Below are 22,892 nucleotides of genomic sequence, written 5' to 3' on the forward strand. Positions count from 1 at the left end.
CTTAGTTACCGACAGTCACGTAAACGTGACAGGATTGTTTCGAAATACGGTCGCCACGGCCTTTTGCACGCGCGGTGAAGCGCTTCAGGACCGGGCCCTTTTCGACGTAGATCGTTTTCACGAACAATTCGTCGATGTCCGCGCCATCATTGTGCTCGGCATTCGCAATAGCGGATTCCAGAACGCGTTTGATGATCGCAGCACCTTTTTTCGGGCTGAATTGCAAGATGTTGAGTGCAGCGTCAACTTTCTTGCCACGGATCAGGTCAGCAACCAGGCGGCCCTTTTGGTCCGACAGGCGCACACCTTTGAGGATAGCTTTAGTTTCCATTATTTCTTAGCCTTTTTGTCAGCTGCATGGCCCTTGAACGTACGGGTCAGTGCGAATTCGCCGAGCTTGTGACCAACCATGTTTTCGGAAACATAAACCGGCACGTGCAGCTTGCCGTTATGCACCGCGATCGTCAGGCCGATGAAGTCAGGCATGATTGTCGAACGACGCGACCAGGTTTTGATTGGCTTTTTGTCTTTGGCTGCTTGTGCGGCTTCAACTTTTTTCACCAGGTGGGCGTCACAGAACGGCCCTTTTTTCAATGAACGTGTCATGTGCTACCCCTTATTTCTTGCCGCGGCGCGAGACGATCATGGAAGTAGTACGCTTGTTGCTGCGTGTCTTCTTACCCTTGGTCTGTTGGCCCCATGGCGAAACTGGATGACGACCAGCTGCTGTTTTACCTTCACCACCACCGTGCGGGTGATCGACCGGGTTCATGACCACACCGCGAACGGTAGGACGAACACCGCGCCAGCGCATCGCACCAGCTTTACCGATTTTACGCAGGCTATGCTCGGCATTGCCGACTTCACCAACCGTTGCACGGCACTCGATGTGCACGCGACGTACTTCACCCGAGCGCAGACGCACTTGAGCGTAGGTACCTTCACGTGCCATCAGCACAACGCCAGCGCCGGCGGTACGTGCCATTTGGGCACCTTTACCTGGCAGCATTTCGACGCAATGCATCACGGTACCGACTGGGATGTTACGGATTGGCAAGCAGTTACCCGATTTGATCGGTGCTTCCGAACCGTTCATCACGCTGTCGCCAACGGCCATGCCTTTGGTTGCGATGATGTAGTGACGTTCGCCGTCGGCGTAGCACAACAGAGCGATATTCGCGGTGCGGTTTGGATCGTATTCGATACGTTCCACTTTCGCCGGAATACCATCTTTGGTGCGCTTGAAGTCGATCAAGCGGTAGTGTTGCTTATGACCACCACCGATATGACGGGTGGTGATGTGACCGTTGTTGTTACGACCAGCGGTCTTGGATTTCTTTTCAACCAGGGCAGCGAACGGACGACCTTTGTACAGGTCGGCATTCACCACCTTCACCATGCCGCGACGGCCTGGCGAGGTTGGTTTCATCTTAACGAGTGCCATTATGCAGCCTCCTCGGAGAAGTTGATTTCCTGGCCAGGCTTCAGGCACACGAAAGCACGCTTGGTATGGTTACGACGACCGTTGAACTTGCCGGTGCGCTTTTGCTTACCTTCGCGGTTTGCAGTTTGCACGGACAGAACTTCAACCTTGAACAGCAGTTCGACCGCTGCCTTGATTTCAGGCTTGGTTGCATCCGGCAGTACGCGGAATACAATTTGCTCGTTCTTTTCCGCGACCATGGTGGCCTTTTCGGAAATCACGGGCGCCAACAGCACCTTCATCAAGCGTTCTTCGCTATGTTTCAAAATCGCGCTCATGCCAGCATCTCCTCAATCTTGGCCAATGCAGCTTTGGTGACCAGGATCTTCTTGTAGAACACCAGGGACATCGGGTCTGCGTGACGTGGCTCAACGACGAGTACGTTAGGCAGGTTGCGCGATGCCAGTTCCAGGTTTTCGTTCAGAACGTCGGTGATGATCAGAACCGAATCAAAGCCCAGGCCGTTCAATTTTTGCGACAGCAGCTTGGTTTTTGGCGCGTCGATCGTCAGATCGTCGATGACGATCAGGCGCTCTTCGCGAGCCAGCTGCGACAGGATCGAGCAGATACCTGCGCGATACATCTTTTTGTTCACTTTGTGGGTGAAGTTTTCGTCAGGCGAGTTCGGGAAAATCCGACCACCGCCGCGCCACAGTGGCGACGACGACATACCAGCACGAGCGCGGCCGGTACCTTTTTGGCGCCATGGCTTTTTCGTCGTGTGGTGAACTTCTTCACGGTCTTTTTGCTTGCGGTTACCACTACGTGCATTCGCTTGATAAGCGATGACGACTTGGTGGATCAGCGCTTCATTGTAGTCACGGCCGAAAATCGTATCGGCTGCAGCAACGTTCGAGGCGGCTTGACCTTGCGCATTCAGAAGCTTGAGTTCCATCGTTTAAGCTCCCTTCTTGGCTTTGGTTTTGATGGCTGGCGAGACAACTACCTGGCCATTTTTCGCACCTGGAATCGCGCCTTTGACCAGCAGCAGCTGACGGTCGGCATCGATACGGGCGATCACGAGGTTCTGGATCGTACGGTTAACGTCACCCAGATGACCGGTCATGCGCTTACCAGGGAAAACGCGACCTGGATCTTGTGCCATACCGATGGAACCTGGAACGTTGTGCGAACGCGAGTTACCGTGCGTTGCACGGCCAGAAGCGAAGTGGTAACGTTTGATAACGCCTGCATAGCCTTTACCGATGGTAACGCCTTGCACGTCGATCTTTTGACCGACTTCGAACAGGGAAGCAGCGACAACATCGCCAGCTTTCAGTTCAGCGGCTTTGGCAGCGTCGACACGGAACTCTTTCAACAGAGTACCGGCTTCAACGCCAGCTTTAGCGTGATGACCAGCAACAGCTTTGGTCACGCGGGAAGCGCGACGTTGACCGAATGCGACCTGAACAGCGGAGTAGCCATCTGTTTCAGGGGTTTTGATTTGCGCAACACGGTTGTTCGATACGTCCAACACGGTGACCGGGATCGAATCCCCTTCATCCGTGAAAATGCGCATCATACCAACCTTGCGACCGAGAAGGCCTAGGCTCATTTTTTCTCCATTCCCACCTGCGATTGGGCGGGGCTTGTTTAACTACAAAGTAACGTAGGACTCAAAAAAGACGAATCCATACCGAAGCCGGCTAGTATATAGCACAAAAACCCTTGACGCAACAAGTTAACACGAGGTATGTCAAAGTGTTGCGCGACGCCCCTGCGGGAGTTGTCGGCGCCCCTGAAAAACGCTGCCGCAAGGCAATTTAACAGGCGCAAAGCACGGCGGCATGCGCCCTTGCGGGCGATGGCAGAAAGACACAGGGCGCGCCATGGCATGTGCGCCCTGCTCCACTCATCCTGGGCGTGGCACCCGGAAAAGCTTATTGCTGGCAGTTGATCAGGCAATGTTCATACAGGTCCTCGCAGATCGGGCTGCCGCCGAGGTGCGCCCGGCAATTCGCCACTTTTTGCCCGCACTCGCTATAGCACTGCGTGACGTCGCCGGCGGCAAACGCGTACGAGGCGCTCAGGCCCAACGCAAACAGAAAAACCATCGTCTTCTTGATCATATTGCATCTCCGTTTTATCGGATGGACAAACAACCAGGACGCCACGCCATCCTCGCACCGCCCCGGGCAGACGCCACGGCGCCCGCCATTACCTAAAAAGCAATGCCAATAGCATACCAACCAACTACCAATTAATGCTGCAGTTCTTTCCCCGCGCAAAATGCAAAAGCCAGCCCGGGCATATCACTGTCCGGGCTGGCTGCAAGGTGGCGCATGGCGCCCAGGTAAGTCTTACTCTTACGGCGCTCCTTTGCCAATCTGATACCAGTCCACCTTGCGCGTCGCCACCATGATGGCGGCCAGCACGGCAAACAGCAGGATGCTGCCCATCACCAGCGCATTGTTTTCCGAGCTCAGCAAGCCATACAGGGCGCCATACAGCATGGTCAGCCCCACGCCGAAGCCGATCCCGCGCCAGGCGTTGTGCAGCACGTGCACCAGATAAAAGCTGGTCAGCACGATACAGGCGGCGCTGGCGATCAGATAGGCGGTCAGGAAGGCGATGTGTTCCGCCAGGCCCACCAGCAGCAGGAAAAAGATCACCAGCGACAGGCCCACCAGCAGATATTGCACGGGGTGGATCGGCAGGCTTTTCAGGATTTCAAAGATGAAGAAGGCGGCAAAGGTCAGTGCCACGAACAGCAAGCCATATTTGGTGGCCCGGTCCGATTGCGAATACACGTTCACCGGCTCGATGAAGCCCACGCTGAAGCGGTCGATCTGGCCCAGCGGCGCACTGTCGGGCACCTTGAACTCGCCCTCGATCGTGCTCAGCTGCGTTTGCGCATTGGTGGCCAGCGAGGAGATGCTCCACTCGACCTGAAAGCCATCGGCGTTGATCTGGCGGAATTTCGGCGACGGCAGGAAGCGCCCGCCAAACTGCGGATGCGGCCAGTTCGACTTGATGCTGATCTGACTGTTTTTCGCCACTGGCACGAAGTGCTGGCGTTCGATGCCGTCGAGGCCCAGATCAAAACTGAAGTGCACCTGCTGCGGTGCCGTCAAAGGCATGGCGCCCAGCGGCGCATGCAGGCCGCTGCGGAAGGCAAACAGGTCGGTGCCCTGCTCGAACTCGATCTTCTGGCCGCCCCAGTCGATTTTCGGAATATTACGGATACCGCGCACGTCCTCGATGGACAGGGCCACGAACGGCGCACCCAGGGTCACGCGCGAATCCGGCGACTTGCGCGGCAGCTGGCTGCCGGCAGGCACCGTGAAGTCGCCCTTGAACGCGTGCTGGCCGCTGTAGACCAGCACCTGGTGGATGCCGCGGTAGCGGCGGTCCGTGTCGATGTTACCGTTGAGCAGTAAATTGTTCGGGTAGACAAGCAGACGGCGCTGCACCGTGCGGCGCAACAACTCCGTGCGCACCGCCGATTTCGCTTCCTTGTCATCGCCCTTGGCCACCTCCACGCGCTCTTCATACTGCTCCGTGTAGGGAATCACCAGGATGGGGCCGATGATGGTTTGTTCGCGCACCGAATCGGCGGCGATGCTGTTGACGGCTTCCTGGCGGAATTCCATCCGCTCCTTGATCGTTTCCTGAATCATCAGCAAAGGCAGGCCGATTATCAGCATCAGGCCGAACACGATCAACGCTTTGACTAACAGAGTTTTTTGCATGGCGCATCCTTGAAGTAAGGCGGCCAGTGTAAAAAAACTGTATGCGCTGACGATGCAGTCCGTGTGAAGCGGGCAAATAAAGCGCGCTAAGAGTGTGCTAAGCCAGCGGCAGGCACAGGCGCGCGCAGGCGCCACCGTCCGCATGATTGAGCACCTCGACCGTGCTGCCATGCAAGGAAGCGACCTCGCGCACGAAGGGCAGGCCCAGGCCCGTGCTCTTGCCGGCGCTCGGGCGCGGCAGGGAGTAAAAACGCTCGAAGACGCGCTCCAGCGCATACGCGGGGATGCCTGCGCCGCGGTCGCGCACGGCGATTTCCACGTGCGTGCCCCGGCGATGCGCCGTCACATCGATGCAGCTGCCCGGCGGCGCAAAGCCGGCCGCGTTATCGAGCAGATTGCCCAACGCCTGGCGCAGCAGCAAGGCATCGCCGTCCACACTCAACTCTTCGCACTGCAGCTGCAGGCGCACGCCGCGCGCCGCCAGCGTGGCGGCCGCATCCTGCGCCACTTGCGCGAGCAGGGGCCCCAGCGCGATGCGCTCGGGGTGGTCGAGGCGCTGCTGCTTCTCCACGCGCACGAGGGCCAGCAGCTTGTCGATCAATTGCCGCTGGCGCGCGTTCTGCTCGAGGATACTGGCAAGGAACTGGCGCCGCTCGGCCGGCGGCATGTCTTCCTGCAGCAACTCGGCCGAGGCCTGGATGGCGGCGATCGGGCTTTTCAATTCATGCGTCAGCGTATGCATCAGCTGCTCCACGTATTCCTTGCCTTCCAGACGCGTGCGCATCGCCTCCAGCGCCCGCCCCAGGGTGCCGATCTCGTTCGTACCCAGCGCCGGCAGCGCCACCTTGCGCCCCGCTTCCACATCGCCGATATAGGTCATCAGCTTGCCCAGCGCATGGTGCAGCCACCACGCGAACGCCAGGCCGATCAGCAGCGACAGCAGCAACAGCACGGCGCCGCGCTGCAGGATCTTGCGCTGGCTGCGCTCGACAAACGCTTGTACGCTGGCGTTCGGCTTGGCCACCGTCAGCACGCCGATGACCTCATTGCCGTCGCGAATCGGCGCGGCCACGTGCATCACGGTCGACATCTCGTCGTCGGGCCGGCTGCGCGTGCTGCGCGCGCCATACTTGCCCTGCAAGGTCAGATACACGTCATTCCAGCGCGAATAGTCGCGCCCCACGTCGCGCCCGCTGGAGTCGAACAGCACGATGCCGTGCCGGTCCGTGATGGTGATGCGGTAATCGAGCGTGCGCTTGCGCACGCCATTGATATTGACGTCCACGCCATGGCGCGCGTAATCCTGCATGCGCGCGGCCACGGGCGATTGCGCCAGCGTGCCCGCCTTCACGTCGGGCGCCACCAGGCTGGCCAGCAGCTGCGAGGTGTCGACCAGGGTGTCTTCCAGGGTCGAGCGCACGCCCGGCTTGACCTGCTCCATGAAGACATTCAGCAGGAACCACGCGGCCAGTCCGACGATCAGGAAGTAGCCGAGCAGAATGCGCAGGCCGATCTTCATGCGCCGGCCAGGCTGTAGCCGAGGCCACGGTGGGTGTGGATGGGGTCGGCCTGCGCATTGACGGCACGCAGCTTGGCGCGCAGCGATTTGACATGCGCATCGACCGTGCGCTCGAGCGTGTCGGGCGCCCCGCTCCACACGCGCTCCATCAGCTGCGCGCGCGACAGCACGTGGCCCGGATGCTCGAGCAGGGTTTTCAGCAACAGGTATTCATAGCGGGTCAGGTCCAGCGGCTGGCCGTGAAACAGGACCCTCGCCTCGAGCGCGCGCAACTCGAAGCGCGCCGGCGCGGTCGCGACGGCAGGCGCAGCTATCGTCATGCCCGCCTTGCGCGGCGCCTGGGCGACGCCTGTGCGGCGCAGGATGACGCGGATGCGCGCCACCAGCTCGCGCGGCGAAAACGGTTTGGTGACGTAATCGTCGGCGCCGATTTCCAGGCCGACGATACGGTCGATCTCGTCGCTGCGGGCCGTCAGGAAGATCACCGGCACCTCGGAAAACTGGCGCAGCCGGCGGCATACTTCCAGCCCGCTCATGTCAGGCAAGCCCACGTCGAGCACCACGAGAACAGGCGTCTGAGCGTCTTCGCCGGACATGGGGCGCAGCGCGGCCAGGGCGTGCTCGCCCAACATCACATGGCGCGGCGTAAAGCCGTCCGTGCGCAGGGCATAGGCGATGCTGTCGGCAATCGCCTGTTCATCTTCCACGATCAGGACAGTCTTGGACATGGCGGCGGCACGCATTAGTGGACAATCCCGGAGTATCACTGAAGCATGCAAGCTGCGTCAATCGCGCGGCCGGCGAAAAGCCACCCGCCCCAAAAAACTTGGAGTATATTTATTACGGCATGACTCCGCCGATACACCGTGTTTGACACCCGTCCGAGGAGACTATGAAGACCCATACCATCAGCCTGCTATGCGCTGTCAGCCTGCTGGCCGCCTGCACGGCGCCAGCGACACTCGCCACCTCCAACGCACAACAAGATGCCTGTAACGCGGCCGAACGCAAAGGCCAGTTTGGCGAAGCGGAACTGGCTTGCGTACAGGCGCTGCGCAGCGCCGAGCAGGCCGGGGCCGGCGCGGACATCGTCTCGCAGCGCCAGTCCAACCTGGGCCGCATCAAGCGCTTGCAGGGCAAGAATGCCGAAGCGGAGCAACTGTACCGGCAAGCCCTGGACACGGAGGAGACGGCGCAGCCGCGCAGCGATGCGCGCGTCGGCCGCCGCATGGTGGAACTGGCGTCGGCCCTGGCCGCGCAAGGCAAATGGCAGGAAGGCACGGGCTATCTGGAACGCGTGCTGCCGCTGCTGCCGAAGCTGTCGCCCGGCTCGCGCACGTATTCGGCAGAAGTGCTGCGCCAGTACGCCAAACAGCTGCAAGGCGGCCCGCAAGCAGCGCTGGGCGCGCGCTTCGAGGCGGTGGCGGCCAGCCTGTAATAAGCGACTGCCTGCGCCTAAGGCTGGGCCACGTGGATGCTGGCCTTGATGTGCTTGAGGTGGGCCACGATGGTGAACGTCATCACCACCAGCAGCGACCATGAGCTCCATTTGCTGACGTGCACCACCGACCACGCGCCAAGCTGGTTCGGATAGCGCCACACGCCCCAGAAGGTGCTGATGTTTTCGGCCAGCCAGATGAAGAAGCCGACCAGCACGAAACCGAGCAGCAGGGGCATGCTGCGGTCGCGGTCGAGCGGGCGGAACACCACGGTGGTGCGCGCATACAAGCCCAGCGCACAGGCGGCCAGGTACCAGCGATAGTCGCCGATGTAGTGGTGGGTAAAGAAGTTAGCGTAGATCAGCAGCGCGATCAGCACCGCCATCCAGTACGGCGGATGGTGGCGGATCCGCATGTCGAGCAGGCGCCAGGTCTGGATGATGTAGCTGCCCACGGCCGCATACATGAAGCCGGAAAACAGGGGAACGCCAAACACCTTGGTGTAGGCAAAGTCGGGATAGCTCCACGACTGTATCGTCCCCGACACCTTGAACACCTCCAGCGCGAAGCCGACCGCATGAAACAGGCAGATGGCTTTCAATTCATCCCACGTTTCCAGCCCCCTCCAGACCATCGCGCCCTGGATCGCCAGCGCTACCAGCAGCAGCACGTCATAGCGCGGCAGGCCGAACAGGCCGGCGCGCGGCACCAGGAACACGGCAGCAAAAAACAGCCCCACAAACAGGCATGACCTCGCCTCCTTGATGCCGAAATACAAAAATTCGGTCAGGAAGCGCGGCCAGCCGCGCAGGCGCTGACGGGGAGTTGCATTGAGCAGGTGGGTATCGAGGGCGTTGAGCATGCGGCAACTTTATCGGGCGGGGGCGGCACTGTAAAGTGGTTTTGCACGGCACAAAAGCAATGGGGCCGGGCGCACTCACGATCGTGAGCAGGCCCGGCCCCATCTCAGGCGGCGGGATACCCCGCCAGCCTTCTTAAAAACGATTATTGCAGTTTGATTTCGACATCAACACCAGCTGGCAGGTCCAGCTTCATCAGCGCGTCAACGGTTTTGTCCGTTGGGTCAACGATGTCCATCAGGCGTTGGTGCGTACGGATCTCGAACTGATCGCGCGAAGTTTTGTTGACGTGCGGGGAACGCAGCACATCGAAACGCTGAATACGGGTAGGCAGTGGTACTGGGCCTTTGACGACAGCGCCGGTGCGCTTCGCGGTCTCAACGATTTCCAGAGCGGACTGGTCGATCAGCTTGTAATCGAAAGCCTTCAGGCGGATACGGATTTTTTGGTTTGGTGCCGACATGATATTTCCTTAAAAGAACGAACCGCGCGATTTGCACGGCAATGAGGTCATACGGGAATTTCTGACGCAACAACCGTCAGGGTCGACATGATAGCACCAAAATGCTTGCCAACCCCGGCAGTTGAATAAAAAGAAGGGCGCCGGGCGACGACGCGTCTTCTTTTATATTCGCTCAATAATTAAGCGATGATTTTTGCAACAACACCAGCGCCGACGGTACGGCCGCCTTCACGGATAGCGAAGCGCAGGCCTTCTTCCATCGCGATCGGGTTGATCAGCTTGACGGTGATCGACACGTTATCGCCTGGCATGACCATTTCTTTGTCTGCTGGCAACTCGATCGAACCGGTTACGTCCGTCGTGCGGAAGTAGAACTGTGGACGATAGTTGTTGAAGAATGGCGTATGACGGCCGCCTTCGTCTTTCGACAGAACATAGATCTCGCCGGTGAAGTGCGCATGCGGCTTGATCGAGCCTGGCTTGGCCAGAACTTGACCACGTTGCACGTCTTCACGCTTGGTGCCGCGCAGCAGCAGACCAACGTTGTCGCCAGCTTGACCTTGGTCCAGCAGCTTGCGGAACATTTCCACGCCGGTGCAAGTCGTTTTGACGGTATCGGTGATACCGACGATTTCGATCTCTTCGCCGACTTTGACAATGCCGCGCTCGATACGACCGGTCACAACGGTACCGCGACCCGAGATCGAGAACACGTCTTCCACTGGCATCAGGAACGCACCGTCAACAGCGCGCTCTGGCGTTGGGATGTAAGCATCCAGCGCATCGGCCAGACGCAGCACTGCGTCCACGCCCATTTCGCCTTCTTTGCCTTCCAGCGCCATACGTGCCGAACCTTTGATGATTGGCAGGTCGTCGCCTGGGAATTCGTACTTCGACAACAGCTCGCGCACTTCCATTTCAACCAGTTCCAGCAGCTCTGCGTCGTCGACCAGGTCGCACTTGTTCAGGAACACGATGATGTATGGAACGCCAACTTGGCGGGCCAGCAGGATGTGTTCGCGGGTCTGTGGCATTGGGCCGTCAGCTGCGGAGCACACCAGGATCGCGCCGTCCATCTGGGCTGCACCGGTAATCATGTTTTTGATGTAATCGGCGTGGCCTGGGCAGTCAACGTGCGCGTAGTGACGCGTTTCCGTTTCGTACTCGACGTGGGCGGTGTTGATCGTGATACCGCGCGCTTTTTCTTCTGGTGCTGCATCGATCTGGTCGTATGCTTTAGCTTCGCCGCCGAATTTCTTCGACAGAACCGTTGCGATTGCAGCGGTCAGCGTGGTTTTACCGTGGTCGACGTGGCCGATGGTGCCGACGTTGACGTGCGGCTTGGTCCGTTCGAATTTACCTTTTGCCATTTTATTCTTCCTTAGAACAATGATTTAAATGTAGGGACCGGCATTCTCGTGAAAGCCGGCCCGGAACTTCTATTACTTAGCTTTCGAGCTTACGATTGCTTCAGTCACATGCTTAGGTGCTTCAGCATAGTGCTTGAATTCCATCGTGTAAGTCGCACGACCTTGGGTCGACGAACGCAACGATGTAGCGTAACCGAACATTTCCGACAGAGGTACTTCGGCCTTGATGATCTTGCCGCCACCGCCAGCAATTTCATCCATACCTTGCACCATGCCGCGACGCGACGACAGATCGCCCATCACGGTACCGGCGTAGTCTTCCGGCGTTTCCACTTCCACGGCCATCATCGGCTCCAGGATGACTGGCGATGCTTTGCGGCAGCCATCTTTGAATGCCATCGAAGCGGCCATGCGGAATGCATTTTCGTTCGAGTCAACATCATGGTACGAACCGAAGAACAGCGTGACTTTCACGTCAACGACTGGGTAGCCAGCCATCACGCCCGAAGTCAGCGTGTCGCGCACACCTTTTTCAACTGCAGGGATGTATTCGCGAGGAACGGTACCGCCCTTGATCGCGTCAACGAATTCGAAGCCCTTGCCCGGTTCTTGCGGTTCGATCTTCAGAACCACGTGACCGTATTGACCACGACCACCCGATTGCTTGACGAATTTGCCTTCCGACTCTTCGCACACTTTACGGATCGTTTCGCGGTAAGCCACTTGTGGCTTGCCGACGGTCGCTTCAACGTTGAATTCGCGCTTCATGCGGTCAACGATGATGTCCAGGTGCAACTCGCCCATACCGGCGATGATGGTCTGGCCCGATTCTTCATCGGTACGCACGCGGAACGATGGATCTTCTGCAGCCAGGCGGTTCAGCGCCAGGCCCATTTTTTCCTGATCGGCCTTGGTTTTTGGCTCGACTGCCTGCGAAATCACCGGCTCAGGGAAGACCATGCGCTCCAGAACCACGCTGGCTTTTTCGTCGCAAAGCGTATCGCCCGTGGTGGTGTCTTTCAGACCCACAACGGCGGCGATGTCGCCAGCGCGCATTTCCTTGATTTCTTCGCGTTCGTTCGCTTGCATCTGCACGATACGGCCGATACGCTCTTTCTTCTGCTTCACGGAGTTCAACACCGAGTCGCCCGAATTCAGGGTACCCGAGTAGCAACGGATGAAGCACAACTGACCGACGAACGGATCGGTTGCGATCTTGAACGCCAATGCCGAGAATTTCTCATTGTCGTCAGCTGCGCGCTCGACTGGCTGCTCGTCGTCATCCAGACCTGGGACAGGTGGAATGTCGATTGGCGATGGCAGGTACTCGATGACCGCGTCCAACATGGCTTGCACGCCCTTGTTTTTAAAGGCGGTACCGCACAACATTGGAACGATTTCGCTGGCGATGGTACGCTGACGCAGAGCAGCCTTGATCTCGGCTTCCGACAGGTCGCCTTCTTCCAGGTACTTGTTCATCAGGTCTTCGGACGCTTCAGCAGCGGCTTCAACCATGTTCTCGCGCCACTTGGCAGCATCAGCGGCCAGGTGTGCAGGAATGTCGCCATATTCAAACTTCATGCCTTGCGAAGCGTCGTCCCAGATAACCGCTTTCATCTTGACCAGATCGATCACACCGGTGAAGACGTCTTCAGCGCCGATAGGCATCTGAATAGGTACTGGGTTCGCTTTCAGACGCGAACGCATCTGATCGTAGACCTTGAAGAAGTTGGCGCCGGTACGGTCCATCTTGTTCACGAAGGCCAGACGTGGCACTTTGTACTTGTTAGCCTGACGCCATACCGTTTCCGATTGTGGCTGCACGCCGCCGACTGCACAGTAAACCATGCAGGCGCCATCCAACACGCGCATCGAACGTTCCACTTCAATGGTGAAGTCAACGTGGCCTGGGGTGTCGATGATGTTGATGTGGTGCGCTGGGAAGTTGTTTGCCATGCCTTTCCAGAAGCACGTAACAGCAGCCGAGGTAATCGTGATACCGCGCTCTTGCTCTTGTGCCATCCAGTCGGTGGTGGCTGCGCCATCATGGACTTCGCCCAGCTTGTGGTTCACGCCTGTGTAGAACAGGACGCGCTCGGTCGTGGTCGTCTTACCTGCATCGATGTGAGCGGAAATACCGATATTGCGGTAGCGCTCAATGGGGGTCTTGCGGGCCATAATTAATCCTAAATGAATGGACAAAACCGAGCAGCATTTTTTTGCAAAAATGAGCCCGGCCTCGAACAACAGATGCTTGACAGCCGCCTTGCGGTAGCTGGCTTTATATTAGAAGCGGAAATGCGAGAACGCTTTGTTCGCTTCAGCCATACGATGGACTTCGTCGCGTTTTTTCATCGCGCCGCCGCGGCTTTCAGCCGCTTCCATCAGCTCACCGCCGAGGCGTTGTGGCATCGATTTTTCGCTGCGCTTGTTAGCAGCTTCACGCAACCAACGCATGGACAGAGCCATACGACGGACTGGGCGAACTTCGACCGGCACCTGGTAGTTTGCACCACCGACGCGACGGGATTTCACCTCAACCAGCGGCTTGGCGTTGTTGATTGCGGTAGCAAAAACTTCGAGCGGATCTTTGCCCGATTTTGCTGCGATGTGCTCGAAAGCACCGTAGATGATGTTTTCTGCAACCGATTTCTTACCGGACAGCATCAGCACGTTTACAAATTTAGCGACATCAGTGTTGCCGAATTTTGGATCTGGCAAAATTTCGCGCTTGGGTACTTCACGACGACGTGGCATATCAATTCCTTTCAATCTTCAGTTGAGCGCGCGTTCTTCGCACACTCGCGGACGACCATCATAGTCTTCCACTTACTCGACCAGATGCGGTCGACTACATTCACTTAGCTAGTTGCCACTGAGCGAAACTTGGGTTTGCTGCGTACAACTTATTACTTCTTGCCAGCTTTAGCGCGCTTGGTACCGTACTTCGAACGCGATTGCTTACGGTCTTTGACGCCTTGGGTATCGAGGGCACCGCGAACCATGTGGTAACGCACACCCGGCAAATCCTTGACGCGGCCGCCGCGCAACAGCACAACACTATGCTCTTGCAGGTTATGGCCTTCACCGCCAATGTACGAAATGACTTCGAAACCATTGGTCAGGCGAACTTTAGCGACTTTACGCAGAGCCGAGTTAGGCTTCTTTGGAGTCGTGGTGTAAACACGTGTGCAGACGCCACGTTTTTGCGGGCTGTTTTCCAGCGCCGGCGATTTGCTCTTCACGGTCAAAGCGACGCGTGGATTGCGAATCAATTGATTGATGGTTGGCATCGTTATAAATCCAACAAAAAACTACGATTAATAACCCGGGCAAGATGCCCGGCGACTAAAACCTCGTCCCGCTTTCATCTACTGCGCACCGGAGGCGCCCGCAGCCACTCGATAAGGAGCGGCCATGAAATGCCAAGTAATGCGTAAACGATGAGCAGAATAAAATCGAGAACTCGCTAGTTTAGACCTTGTGTTACAGGGGGTCAATCAGTTTACCGCTTTTTGCTATAAAAAAAGGCAAAAATCGCGGGCATTTGTGGTGTTTTGACTAATTTTCGGCAGCGAGGCGCGGACGCCGCCACGCGTAAACGCTTGATGATTTGGCACTCTTTCCCTGCGACCAAGCATCTGGCACGCACATTCTTGTATGACCGCAAGACAACAAAAGGATTGATAATAGCGGACATTTTTCGCTGCCCTCCCGCCCTCCTTTATGCGCTCCTTGCTTCGCCCCGCCAATCTGTTCCTGCTCCTGACGTATGCCTTGCTGACGGCCGTGCCCTTCATCCCCACGCTGCTGGGGCGCGCGCTCGAGCATCCGTGGCAGATGCTCACGTTCGAGCTGCTGGCCTGGCTGGCCGTCTGGAGCGTGTTCCAGCGCCCCGCCTACTTCCACTGGCTGCTGGTGCCCGCCTTCCTGGCCCTGCCGACGGAAATCTACCTGTTCATCTTCTATGGCCAGGGCATTTCCACGCACCACCTGGGGATCATCTTCGAAACCAGTCCCAAGGAAGCGATGGAATTTCTCGGGCAAAAAGTATGGCTGATGGGCGCCGTCATGCTGGGCGTGATCGCCTGGTGCGCCCTGAGTTGGTATGCGGCCACGCGCACGCGCGACCTGGACTGGCGCGGCAAGACGCGCCCGGCCGCCTTCGTGCTGCTGATCCTGCTGGGCGGCTTCTGGTGGTATGGCTACGAATTCGGTTTCGAGGCCAAGGCCGTGCACAGCGCCGCCGCATCCGCCAAGGCCAGCCATCCGGCGGCCAGCGGCAAGGCGGGCGCCTCCGGTTTCGGCGACGCCAGTTCGGCCGACGACGAAACGGCCGAGGAAGACGAAGAGAGCAGCAAACCGGAGAACGCCAGCATCGCCGGCGCCGACGAGACGGGCCTGGGCTGGCCCAGCCTGCCCCACTGGGCGCGCCTGCCCTACGCCTTCGACACCGTCAGCAATTCCTGGCCCTTCGGCCTGGCCGCGCGCGGCTTCGATTTCTACAAGGAGCGTCGGTACCTGGCCGAGCTGGGACAGAAGAGCAGCAGCTTCCGTTTCGGCGCGCACCAGCAACAGCCCGATCCCCATCCGGAAGTGGTGGTCATGGTGATCGGCGAATCGTCGCGCTACGACCGCTGGAGCCTGAACGGCTACGAACGCGACACCAATCCCCTGCTGAAGCAGGAAAATAACCTGGTGCCGCTGGCCGACGTCATCACGGCCGTTTCCGCCACGCGCCTGTCCGTGCCCGTCATCATTTCGCGCAAGCCGGCCACGCAAAGCCTCAAGGATGGCTTCTCGGAAAAATCCTTCCTCACCGCCTACAAGGAAGCGGGCTTCAAGACCTACTGGCTGTCGAACCAGATCTCGTTCGGCCAGTTCGACACGCCCGTCTCCGTGTTCGCCAAGGAAGCGGACGTAGTGCAATTCCTGAACCTGGGCGGCTTTACCAACAGTTCGAATTTCGACCAGATCCTGTTCGACCCTTTCAAAAATGCGCTGGCCGACCCGGCGCCGAAAAAACTCATCGTGCTGCACACCCTGGGCAGCCACTGGAACTACAGCCAGCGCTATCCGAAATCGTTCGACAAGTGGCAGCCGTCGCTGTTCGGCGTCGACAAGCCCGTCTACACGGACACGGCCATCAAGCCGCAGCTGAACAACAGCTACGACAGCTCCATCCTGTACACGGACTGGTTCCTGTCGAACGTGATCGGCATGCTGAAGGACGACGGCCAGCGCACTGCCCTGCGCAGCTCGCTCGTCTACGTGGCCGATCACGGCCAGACCCTGTACGACGGCACCTGCCGCCTGGCCTTCCATGGGCACAACACGCAGTTCGAATTCCACGTGCCCGCCTTCGTCTGGTATTCGCCGCAATTCCAGCAGCACTATCCGGACAAGGTGACGCAGCTGCGGCGCCATCAGAAGGCGCGCCTGTCGACGGAAAACATGTTCCACACCCTGCTCGACCTGGGCGACATCCGCTTTGCCGGCGAACAGCCCGAATGGAGCATCGCCAGCCCCCGCTTCAAGCAGCACAAGCGCTACGTCGACAGCTACGGCTGGACCAACTACGACAACGCCATCATCCGCGGCGATTGCCGCGAAGTGATCGACAAGAGCACGCCGGAAAAGCAGGACAAGTAAGGGCGGTCATCAGGCCCGTTCCAGCACGCCGCCGCAATCGGCCGGTTGCGCCATGTGCGTGCTGAGCCAGTCGAAGACGCGTTCCGCCTTGTCTTCGATGGCGCTGTCAAAGCCCCGCTGTGCCAGCAGGGCGATGCCGTTCGTGGCCTGCAGCACGCCGGGCGCCAGCAGCAGCGCGCCCGCATCGTCGCGGCGCACGCACCACGGCGCCAGGCAGTCTTCCAGCAAGGGCCCCAGCACCAGGTTGTGCGACGAGACGATCACCAGGTGGCGCGCGGCCAGCGTATGCAGCACGGCGGCGGCCGCCGCCACCGATTCGAGGTGGTTCGTGCCGCGAAAAATCTCGTCGATCAGGAACAGCGCCGGCGTCCCCTCCTCGGCCAACGCCAGCAATTCGCGCGCGCGGCGCAATTCGGCGATGTACAGACTTTCGCCGCCATCGAGCGAGTCCTCGTTCTGCATGCTCGCATACACGGCCAGGCGCGGCACATCGGCGCTGTGGGCATGACAAAAGCCAAAGGCCCGCGCGCAGACCAGGTTCAAGCCTATGCAACGCAGCAAGGTGCTCTTGCCGATACCGTTCTGTCCGGAGATGAAGCCCCCCTTGCCCTGCACGCCGAACGACAGCGGCGCGGCGTTCGCCAGCAGTGGATGCCGCATGCCCTGCAAGGCCAGGGAGCGCGGCGCCGCGGTGCCCGCCCAGCAAAACACGGGAAGCGCGCGCAGGTGCCGCGCCAGCGCCAGGTCCGCTTCCAGCTGCGCCACCTGGGTGAAGCTGTCGCGCAGAAAGGGCAGCTGCTGCGCCACCAACTGGCGCGTGCGGAAATAGCGCTTGATGTTTTTCAGCAGGAGCCAGTCGCCATATTCGACCAGTACCGTATCGATGAAGGGCACGTAGTGCAGCAGCGAGCGCTCGATGGCGCGCGTCAGCCTGGCCGCCTGCGCGCCGCCGGCAGCCCATGGCAAGGCTGCCGGTCCATCAAGCCGCGCCAGCGCGGCACGGGTTTTCAGCAGGAGGCGCAAGGTATCGAGCGTGCGCTCCCATTGCTTGGCGCTTTCGTAAAAACGCACCTGGACGGCCATCAGCGCGACACAGGCGGCCAGCACGCCAAACAGCGCCGGCCAGCCCACCAGCCAGGCGGCGGCGATGGCCAGCAACAGGGCCAGCGGCACCAGCCATAGCCAGGCGCTCCACCATGGCGCCGGTGCCAGCGCCGCGCCGAACAGGGTCTCGCTCACCTCTGTATCGGCCTGGCGCAAGGGCAGGCAGGCGCGCTCCAGGCTGGCCACTTGTGCCGGGTCGTCCAGCAATCGCCGGACGCGCGCGACAGAGGCGGGATCGGCCTGGCCGCCGCTCAGACGCCGGTGCAGCTCCTGCTGGCCGAAGATGCTGGTCTCGCGCGCCAGCTGCGCCGCATACTGGTCAAGCAGCAGCTCGTCCCAGGTCTGGCCATCGAGCGATGGCGCCTCGCCCGTCAGCCGCTGCAGCATCGCCACGTCGCTGCGCGCGAAAGGATAATCGAGCGCCGGCTCGAAGGCGCTGGCAGGGAAAAGTTGCTGGAGGAACGGATGCATGGCGCCTGCGGAGGAGTCGATGAAGGGAATGCCACAGCAGATGCAGGCGATTGCCAATTTATCAAGTGCCGCCTGCGCCCGCGGACATGCCGGACGGCACGGACACAACGGACAACCGGACGCCCGAATTTTTTCCCTTTCAAATCAACGACTTAATCATTGGCATGGATCGTGCATTGGAAAAGTCATCCTTCACGAGACATGACCATGATCCGCGATACCTCCTCTCAAGACGCCGTACTGTCCGCCCCGCCGGGCCAGCGCCGCAGGCAACGCGCCCTGCTGCTGGCCGGCGCCGTCATCGTCATCGGCGCCGCCGTCGCGGTCGTTGCCGGCTGGCGCAACAGCGAGCATTCCGTCAACAGCAGCCGCCTGCGCATCGCCGACGTCACGCGCGGCACCCTGATCCGCGACGCGGCCGTCACGGGCCGCGTGGTCGCCTCGATCAGCCCCACCCTGTATTCGACCACGGTGGCCACCGTCACGCTGAAAGCGAAGGCGGGCGACACGGTGAAAAAGGGCGACATCCTGGCCGTGCTGGAGTCGCCTGATCTGTCCGACGCCCTCAAGCGCGAGCAGTCAAGCGTGCAGCAGCTGGAGGCGGAAGTGGCGCGCCAGCAGATCCTGGCCAAGAAGCAGAAACTGCTGGCGCGCCGTGAAGCCGACACGGCCGAGATCGAGCGCCTGTCCGCGCAGCGCACGCTCGAACGCTATGAGAGCGTGGCGCAGGTGGGCATCATCGCCAAGATCGATTACCAGAAGGCGAAGGATGCCTTGAATTCCGCCGATATCCGCAGCAAGCACGCGTCGCAGGCGGCGGGCCTGGAAAGCGAAGACGTGACCCTGGCGCTGAAGACCAAGGTCAACGAACTGGAACGCCAGCGCCTCGTCCGCGACAACGCCCAGCGCAGGGTCGACGAGCTGACCGTGCGCGCGCCCGTCAACGGCTTCATCGGCACCCTGTCGGTGGCCAACCGCAGCGTGGTGCAAGCCAATACCGCGCTGATGACGCTGGTCGACCTGTCGCAGCTGGAAGTCGAACTCGAAGTGCCGGAAACCTATGTGGCCGACATGGGCCTGGGCATGCGCGCCGAGATCGAAACGGGCGCAGTCAAGGCAACCGGCAAGCTGTCGGCGCTGTCGCCCGAAGTGGTGAAGAACCAGGTGCTGGCCCGCGTGCGTTTCGACGGCGCGCAGCCGGCCGGCCTGCGCCAGAACCAGCGCGTGGCGGCGCGCCTGCTGATCGATGAAAAACCGGGTGTACTGATGCTGGCGCGCGGCTCCTTCGTCGAAGCCGAAGGCGGCCGTTTCGCCTACGTCGTGCGCGATGGCGTGGCGATGCGCACGCCGATCAAACTGGGCGCAACCAGCGTAGCGGTCGTGGAAATCCTCGACGGCTTGAAGCTGGGCGACAAGGTGGTCGTCGCCGGCACGGAAAACTTCGAGAACGCGGCACGCGTCTCGCTCAACTGAATCTCACTCATCTCACTCCCACAAGAGGCCCCGCCATGCTGCGCATGCACAACCTGAGCAAAGTCTACCGCACCCACATGATCGAAACCCACGCCCTGCGCGGCTTCGACATCCATGTGCAACAAGGTGAATTCGTCACCGTCACGGGGCCGTCCGGCTCGGGCAAGACGAGCTTTCTGAACATCGCCGGCCTGCTCGAGGAATTCACCGACGGCGAATACATCCTTGACGGCGTCAACGTCAGGGGCATGGACGACAATGCCCGTTCGCGCCTGCGCAATGAAAAGCTGGGCTTTATCTTCCAGGGTTTTAATCTGATTCCCGACCTGTCGCTGTTCGACAATGTCGACGTGCCGCTGCGCTATCGGGGCTTCAACCGCGCCGAGCGCAAGGAGCGCATCGAGGACGCGCTGGCCAAGGTGGGCCTGGCGTCGCGCATGAAACACTATCCAGCCGAATTGTCGGGCGGCCAGCAGCAGCGCGTGGCAATCGCGCGCGCGCTGGCCGGGTCGCCCAAGCTGCTGCTGGCCGATGAACCGACGGGCAACCTGGACACGCAGATGGCGCGCGGCGTGATGGAACTGCTGGAAGACATCAACGCGCAAGGCACCACCATCCTGATGGTCACGCACGATCCGGAACTGGCGCTGCGCAGCCAGCGCAATGTGCACATCATCGACGGCCAGGTGTCGGACCTGGTGCAGCACGGCGCCTCGCTGTCGGCCAGGCCGCAGCACGCCGCGACCGCGTAAGGAGAGACCATGTTCCGCTACTATTTCACGCTGGGCCTGCGCAGCCTGCGCCGCAACCGCGCCCTGACCGCGCTGATGGTGCTGACCCTGGCCGTCGGCGTGGCCGCCAGCGTGTCGACCGTCACCATCCTGCATGCCATGTCGGGCGACCCGCTGCCGCACAAGAGCGACCGCCTGTTCGTGCCGATGATCGACGTCGTCCCCTTGAAAAGTTATGTGCCGGGCGCCAAGCCCAGCTTCGGCCAGTCGCAGCTGGCTTACACCGACGCGAAGAATTTCATGGCCAGCAACATGGGCGTGCGCCGCACCGTCATGTACGGCGTGGCCGGCCCGGTCGAGCCGGCACGCACGGATATCGGCGCCTTCCAGGCCCAGGGCCTGGCGCCCACGCGCGATTTCTTCGCCATGTTCGAAGTCCCCTTCCTGTATGGCCAGCCATGGAGCGAAGCCGATGACGCCAGCGGCGCCGACGTCATCGTGCTGAGCCGTTCGCTGGCGGAAAGACTGCTGGGTACGGTCAATCCCGTGGGCCGGCGCGTGACGGTACTGGGACAGTCCTATCTGGTCAGCGGCGTGCTCGATCACTGGGATCCCGTGCCGCGCATACACCGCATCATCGGCAGCAAGGGCGCCTTTGGCACGGAAGATGAATTCTTCATTCCGTTTGCCAGCGCCATCCGCCATGAAACGCGGCATGACGGCGGCATGGCCTGCAGCGGCGTCGAACGCGGCCCCGGCTTCCAGGGCACCCTGGCGTCGGACTGTACCTGGCTGCAGTTCTGGTTCGAGATGGAAAACGCGGGCCAGCGTGGCGAGCTGCAGGCATATCTCGACAGCTATGCTGCCGAGCAGCGCAAGCTGGGCCGCATGCCGCGCCACGCGCCCAACGCGCTGTACAACGTCAAGGAATGGATGGTGTTCCTGAACGTGGTCGACAACGACAACAAGCTGGCGGCCTGGCTGGCCTTCGGCTTCCTGCTGCTATGCCTGGTCAATACCATCGGCCTGCTGCTGGCGAAGTTTTCCGTACGCGCCAGTGAAGTGGGGATCCGCCGTGCGCTGGGCGCCACGCGGCGCGACATCTTTCGCCAGTTCCTGATCGAGACGGGCGTCATCGGCCTGGCCGGCGGCGTGCTGGGCCTGCTGTTGGCGTATGCAGCGCTGGCCGTCGTACGTTCGCAATCGAAGGAACTGAGCACCGTGGCGCACATGGATATCCCGATGCTGCTGCTGACGTTTGCCGTCTCCGTGCTGGCCGCCCTGCTGGCGGGGTTGCTGCCCACCTGGCGCGCTTGCCAGGTGACGCCGGCGATACAGCTCAAATCCCAATGACATTCACCGTACCGCAATGAGGTTCAACATGGAAATCCGCCCCATCCTGTCGGCACTGATGCGCAGCAAAACCGGTGCCGTACTCGTCGCCGTGCAGGTCGCCATCAGCCTGGCCATCCTGGCCAACGCCCTGCATATCGTTAACCTGCGCCAGGCGATCGCCGCCCGCCCCACCGGCGTGGCCGCTGAAAACGACATCTTTTATGTCAACATCCAAAGCATGGACAAAGGCAGCCACCAGCGCCAGCTGGCCGACCAGAAACGCCAGGCCGCCTTGCTGCGCAGCCTGCCCGGCGTGCTCTCCGTGGCGCAGACCTCGCAGGCCGTGCTGTCGCGTTCCGGCAGCAGCACCAATGTCTCCATCAAGCGTGGACAGCCCACGGCCAGCGCCACCACGTCGATGTATTTCACGCCTGACTCGCTGGTCAAGACATACGGCCTCAAGCTGGTGGAAGGCCGTGATTTCCATCCCGACGAGGTGCTGGAAATCGATGAAAAGGTCGATGAGACCTTTCCCAAGGTGGTCATCGTGACGCTCGCCGCAGCGCAAAAGATCTGGCCTGGCGAAAGCAGCTTTGTCGGCAAGACCCTGTTCAACGGCACCGGCGACGATGACGACGAAATGCGCGTGATCGGCGTGGTGGAGCGGTTGCAGACACAGGTCGGCCAGGTCAGCGCGCATGGCGAGCATTCGCTGATCCTGCCGGCGCGCCTGACGGGTTCGCGCGACTCGCTGCTGTACGCCGTGCGGGCCGAACCGGGCCAGCGCGACCGCCTGATGAAGGAGGCCGAGCAAGCCATCCGCAGCGCCACCAGCGAGCGCCTGCTGGTACGCACAGATACCTTGGAAAAGCACCGCACGTCACGCTACCGGGCCGACCAGGGCCTGTCCTGGATGCTGATCGCCGTGTCGACCCTGCTGCTGCTGGTGACGGCCAGCGGCATCGTCGGCATCGCCAGCCTGTGGGTGACGCAGCGCAGAAAGCAGATCGGCGTGCGGCGCGCATTGGGCGCCCGCCGCGTCGACATCCTGCGCTACTTCCTGACGGAGAATTTCATGATCACCAGCGCCGGCGTGGCGTGCGGCGTGCTGCTGGCCCTGGGCTTGAACCAGCTGCTGGTAAGCCAGCTGGAAATGGCGCGCCTGCCGCCCGGCTACCTGCTGGCCGGCGCGCTCGTGTTCTGGCTGCTGGGCCTGGGCGCCGTGTACGGCCCGGCATGGCGCGCGGCCAGCATTTCGCCGGCCACTGCCACCCGCAGTACCTGAGCCGGCACCTGAGTG

The 22,892-nt window shown here is 60.7% G+C and carries 23 protein-coding genes; 6 read left to right on the forward strand and 17 right to left on the reverse strand.

Going from position 1 to position 22,892, the window contains the following annotated elements:
- Position 1: 1 nt before the first annotated feature.
- The 10 genes from rplV to creB form a co-directional block, all read right to left on the reverse strand.
- Positions 2-334 carry a 50S ribosomal protein L22 gene (gene rplV / locus AC1RBA_RS12375; RefSeq protein WP_170840583.1) on the reverse strand — a complete coding sequence of 111 codons (333 nt, stop codon included), beginning with the start codon at positions 332-334 and terminating at the stop codon, positions 2-4.
- Positions 331-606, reverse strand: coding sequence for a 30S ribosomal protein S19 (gene rpsS, locus AC1RBA_RS12380; RefSeq protein ID WP_008444295.1), 276 nt, complete (start codon positions 604-606; stop codon positions 331-333). The genes rplV and rpsS overlap by 4 nt, the downstream gene beginning before the upstream one ends.
- Before the next feature lie 10 nt (positions 607-616).
- Positions 617-1,444 carry a 50S ribosomal protein L2 gene (rplB, locus tag AC1RBA_RS12385; RefSeq protein ID WP_034753198.1) on the reverse strand — a complete coding sequence of 276 codons (828 nt, stop codon included), beginning with the start codon at positions 1,442-1,444 and terminating at the stop codon, positions 617-619.
- A complete protein-coding gene (gene rplW, locus AC1RBA_RS12390) occupies positions 1,444-1,761 on the reverse strand; it encodes a 50S ribosomal protein L23 (RefSeq protein ID WP_010394398.1) in 318 nt (105 codons plus the stop codon). The genes rplB and rplW overlap by 1 nt, the downstream gene beginning before the upstream one ends.
- Positions 1,758-2,378 (reverse strand): 50S ribosomal protein L4, encoded by a 621-nt coding sequence (rplD, locus tag AC1RBA_RS12395; RefSeq protein WP_034753197.1) that lies wholly within the window; start codon positions 2,376-2,378, stop codon positions 1,758-1,760. Before rplD ends, rplW begins: the two co-directional genes overlap by 4 nt.
- A 3-nt stretch (positions 2,379-2,381) precedes the next feature.
- Entirely contained in the window at positions 2,382-3,038 is a 657-nt protein-coding gene (gene rplC / locus AC1RBA_RS12400) for a 50S ribosomal protein L3 (RefSeq protein ID WP_010394393.1), read from the reverse strand.
- A gap of 325 nt (positions 3,039-3,363) precedes the next feature.
- A complete protein-coding gene (locus tag AC1RBA_RS12405; protein WP_070221705.1) occupies positions 3,364-3,552 on the reverse strand; it encodes a hypothetical protein in 189 nt (62 codons plus the stop codon).
- 237 nt (positions 3,553-3,789) lie between these two features.
- Positions 3,790-5,175, reverse strand: coding sequence for a cell envelope integrity protein CreD (gene creD, locus AC1RBA_RS12410; protein WP_492418426.1), 1,386 nt, complete (start codon positions 5,173-5,175; stop codon positions 3,790-3,792).
- 97 nt (positions 5,176-5,272) lie between these two features.
- Complete coding sequence (creC, locus tag AC1RBA_RS12415) at positions 5,273-6,694, reverse strand: two-component system sensor histidine kinase CreC (protein WP_492418428.1); 1,422 nt, start codon at positions 6,692-6,694, stop codon at positions 5,273-5,275.
- On the reverse strand, positions 6,691-7,422 hold the full coding sequence (creB, locus tag AC1RBA_RS12420) for a two-component system response regulator CreB (RefSeq protein ID WP_492418430.1): 732 nt from the start codon (positions 7,420-7,422) through the stop codon (positions 6,691-6,693). The genes creC and creB overlap by 4 nt, the downstream gene beginning before the upstream one ends.
- A gap of 164 nt (positions 7,423-7,586) precedes the next feature.
- On the opposite strand from creB, the gene AC1RBA_RS12425 reads away from it, so the two are divergent.
- Positions 7,587-8,132, forward strand: a complete 546-nt coding sequence (locus tag AC1RBA_RS12425; protein ID WP_070221708.1) for a tetratricopeptide repeat protein — start codon at positions 7,587-7,589, stop codon at positions 8,130-8,132.
- 17 nt (positions 8,133-8,149) lie between these two features.
- Here AC1RBA_RS12425 and AC1RBA_RS12430 read toward each other — a convergent pair whose 3' ends face one another.
- The 6 genes from AC1RBA_RS12430 to rpsL form a co-directional block, all read right to left on the reverse strand.
- On the reverse strand, positions 8,150-8,995 hold the full coding sequence (locus tag AC1RBA_RS12430) for a DUF817 domain-containing protein (RefSeq protein WP_121668323.1): 846 nt from the start codon (positions 8,993-8,995) through the stop codon (positions 8,150-8,152).
- Positions 8,996-9,138: 143 nt separating this feature from the next.
- Complete coding sequence (rpsJ, locus tag AC1RBA_RS12435; protein ID WP_010394389.1) at positions 9,139-9,456, reverse strand: 30S ribosomal protein S10; 318 nt, start codon at positions 9,454-9,456, stop codon at positions 9,139-9,141.
- A gap of 179 nt (positions 9,457-9,635) precedes the next feature.
- On the reverse strand, positions 9,636-10,826 hold the full coding sequence (gene tuf, locus AC1RBA_RS12440) for an elongation factor Tu (protein ID WP_077398776.1): 1,191 nt from the start codon (positions 10,824-10,826) through the stop codon (positions 9,636-9,638).
- Between the two features lie 72 nt (positions 10,827-10,898).
- Complete coding sequence (gene fusA / locus AC1RBA_RS12445) at positions 10,899-13,004, reverse strand: elongation factor G (RefSeq protein ID WP_070223447.1); 2,106 nt, start codon at positions 13,002-13,004, stop codon at positions 10,899-10,901.
- 108 nt (positions 13,005-13,112) lie between these two features.
- Entirely contained in the window at positions 13,113-13,583 is a 471-nt protein-coding gene (gene rpsG / locus AC1RBA_RS12450; protein WP_010394377.1) for a 30S ribosomal protein S7, read from the reverse strand.
- A gap of 152 nt (positions 13,584-13,735) precedes the next feature.
- The gene (gene rpsL, locus AC1RBA_RS12455; protein ID WP_010394376.1) at positions 13,736-14,119 is read right to left on the reverse strand and encodes a 30S ribosomal protein S12; all 384 of its coding nucleotides are present in this window, start codon (positions 14,117-14,119) and stop codon (positions 13,736-13,738) included.
- Between the two features lie 433 nt (positions 14,120-14,552).
- On the opposite strand from rpsL, the gene AC1RBA_RS12460 reads away from it, so the two are divergent.
- Positions 14,553-16,478: a phosphoethanolamine transferase gene (locus AC1RBA_RS12460; RefSeq protein WP_492418432.1), complete on the forward strand. Its 1,926-nt coding sequence runs from the start codon at positions 14,553-14,555 to the stop codon at positions 16,476-16,478.
- Positions 16,479-16,487: 9 nt separating this feature from the next.
- On the opposite strand, the gene AC1RBA_RS12465 is transcribed toward AC1RBA_RS12460, so the two are convergent.
- On the reverse strand, positions 16,488-18,053 hold the full coding sequence (locus AC1RBA_RS12465) for a MutS-related protein (protein WP_492418435.1): 1,566 nt from the start codon (positions 18,051-18,053) through the stop codon (positions 16,488-16,490).
- A 207-nt stretch (positions 18,054-18,260) separates the two neighbouring features.
- Here AC1RBA_RS12465 and AC1RBA_RS12470 point away from each other — a divergent pair, with 207 nt between their 5' ends.
- From AC1RBA_RS12470 to AC1RBA_RS12485, 4 genes are read left to right on the forward strand one after another with little or no spacing between them, the layout of a single operon-like run.
- Positions 18,261-19,526, forward strand: a complete 1,266-nt coding sequence (locus AC1RBA_RS12470) for an efflux RND transporter periplasmic adaptor subunit (RefSeq protein WP_492418437.1) — start codon at positions 18,261-18,263, stop codon at positions 19,524-19,526.
- Positions 19,527-19,561: 35 nt separating this feature from the next.
- Positions 19,562-20,278, forward strand: coding sequence for an ABC transporter ATP-binding protein (locus AC1RBA_RS12475; protein ID WP_070223441.1), 717 nt, complete (start codon positions 19,562-19,564; stop codon positions 20,276-20,278).
- A gap of 9 nt (positions 20,279-20,287) precedes the next feature.
- A complete protein-coding gene (locus tag AC1RBA_RS12480) occupies positions 20,288-21,610 on the forward strand; it encodes an ABC transporter permease (protein WP_492418439.1) in 1,323 nt (440 codons plus the stop codon).
- A 28-nt stretch (positions 21,611-21,638) separates the two neighbouring features.
- The gene (locus tag AC1RBA_RS12485) at positions 21,639-22,877 is read left to right on the forward strand and encodes an ABC transporter permease (RefSeq protein WP_121670905.1); all 1,239 of its coding nucleotides are present in this window, start codon (positions 21,639-21,641) and stop codon (positions 22,875-22,877) included.
- Positions 22,878-22,892: the final 15 nt, after the last annotated feature.

It is taken from the genome of Janthinobacterium sp. GW823-FHT03B06 (genome assembly GCF_058796955.1).

Excerpts from the sequence above, each read along its gene's own strand:
- rpsS (WP_008444295.1), bottom strand. The coding sequence starts at position 606 with ATGACACGTTCATTGAAAAAAGGGCCGTTCTGTGACGCCCACCTGGTG.
- rplB (WP_034753198.1), bottom strand. The coding sequence starts at position 1,444 with ATGGCACTCGTTAAGATGAAACCAACCTCGCCAGGCCGTCGCGGCATG.
- rplW (WP_010394398.1), bottom strand. The coding sequence starts at position 1,761 with ATGAGCGCGATTTTGAAACATAGCGAAGAACGCTTGATGAAGGTGCTG.
- rplD (WP_034753197.1), bottom strand. The coding sequence starts at position 2,378 with ATGGAACTCAAGCTTCTGAATGCGCAAGGTCAAGCCGCCTCGAACGTT.
- rplC (WP_010394393.1), bottom strand. The coding sequence starts at position 3,038 with ATGAGCCTAGGCCTTCTCGGTCGCAAGGTTGGTATGATGCGCATTTTC.
- AC1RBA_RS12405 (WP_070221705.1), bottom strand. The coding sequence starts at position 3,552 with ATGATCAAGAAGACGATGGTTTTTCTGTTTGCGTTGGGCCTGAGCGCC.
- creD (WP_492418426.1), bottom strand. The coding sequence starts at position 5,175 with ATGCAAAAAACTCTGTTAGTCAAAGCGTTGATCGTGTTCGGCCTGATG.
- creC (WP_492418428.1), bottom strand. The coding sequence starts at position 6,694 with ATGAAGATCGGCCTGCGCATTCTGCTCGGCTACTTCCTGATCGTCGGA.
- creB (WP_492418430.1), bottom strand. The coding sequence starts at position 7,422 with ATGTCCAAGACTGTCCTGATCGTGGAAGATGAACAGGCGATTGCCGAC.
- AC1RBA_RS12425 (WP_070221708.1), top strand. The coding sequence starts at position 7,587 with ATGAAGACCCATACCATCAGCCTGCTATGCGCTGTCAGCCTGCTGGCC.
- AC1RBA_RS12430 (WP_121668323.1), bottom strand. The coding sequence starts at position 8,995 with ATGCTCAACGCCCTCGATACCCACCTGCTCAATGCAACTCCCCGTCAG.
- rpsJ (WP_010394389.1), bottom strand. The coding sequence starts at position 9,456 with ATGTCGGCACCAAACCAAAAAATCCGTATCCGCCTGAAGGCTTTCGAT.
- tuf (WP_077398776.1), bottom strand. The coding sequence starts at position 10,826 with ATGGCAAAAGGTAAATTCGAACGGACCAAGCCGCACGTCAACGTCGGC.
- fusA (WP_070223447.1), bottom strand. The coding sequence starts at position 13,004 with ATGGCCCGCAAGACCCCCATTGAGCGCTACCGCAATATCGGTATTTCC.
- rpsG (WP_010394377.1), bottom strand. The coding sequence starts at position 13,583 with ATGCCACGTCGTCGTGAAGTACCCAAGCGCGAAATTTTGCCAGATCCA.
- rpsL (WP_010394376.1), bottom strand. The coding sequence starts at position 14,119 with ATGCCAACCATCAATCAATTGATTCGCAATCCACGCGTCGCTTTGACC.
- AC1RBA_RS12460 (WP_492418432.1), top strand. The coding sequence starts at position 14,553 with ATGCGCTCCTTGCTTCGCCCCGCCAATCTGTTCCTGCTCCTGACGTAT.
- AC1RBA_RS12465 (WP_492418435.1), bottom strand. The coding sequence starts at position 18,053 with ATGCATCCGTTCCTCCAGCAACTTTTCCCTGCCAGCGCCTTCGAGCCG.
- AC1RBA_RS12470 (WP_492418437.1), top strand. The coding sequence starts at position 18,261 with ATGATCCGCGATACCTCCTCTCAAGACGCCGTACTGTCCGCCCCGCCG.
- AC1RBA_RS12475 (WP_070223441.1), top strand. The coding sequence starts at position 19,562 with ATGCTGCGCATGCACAACCTGAGCAAAGTCTACCGCACCCACATGATC.
- AC1RBA_RS12480 (WP_492418439.1), top strand. The coding sequence starts at position 20,288 with ATGTTCCGCTACTATTTCACGCTGGGCCTGCGCAGCCTGCGCCGCAAC.
- AC1RBA_RS12485 (WP_121670905.1), top strand. The coding sequence starts at position 21,639 with ATGGAAATCCGCCCCATCCTGTCGGCACTGATGCGCAGCAAAACCGGT.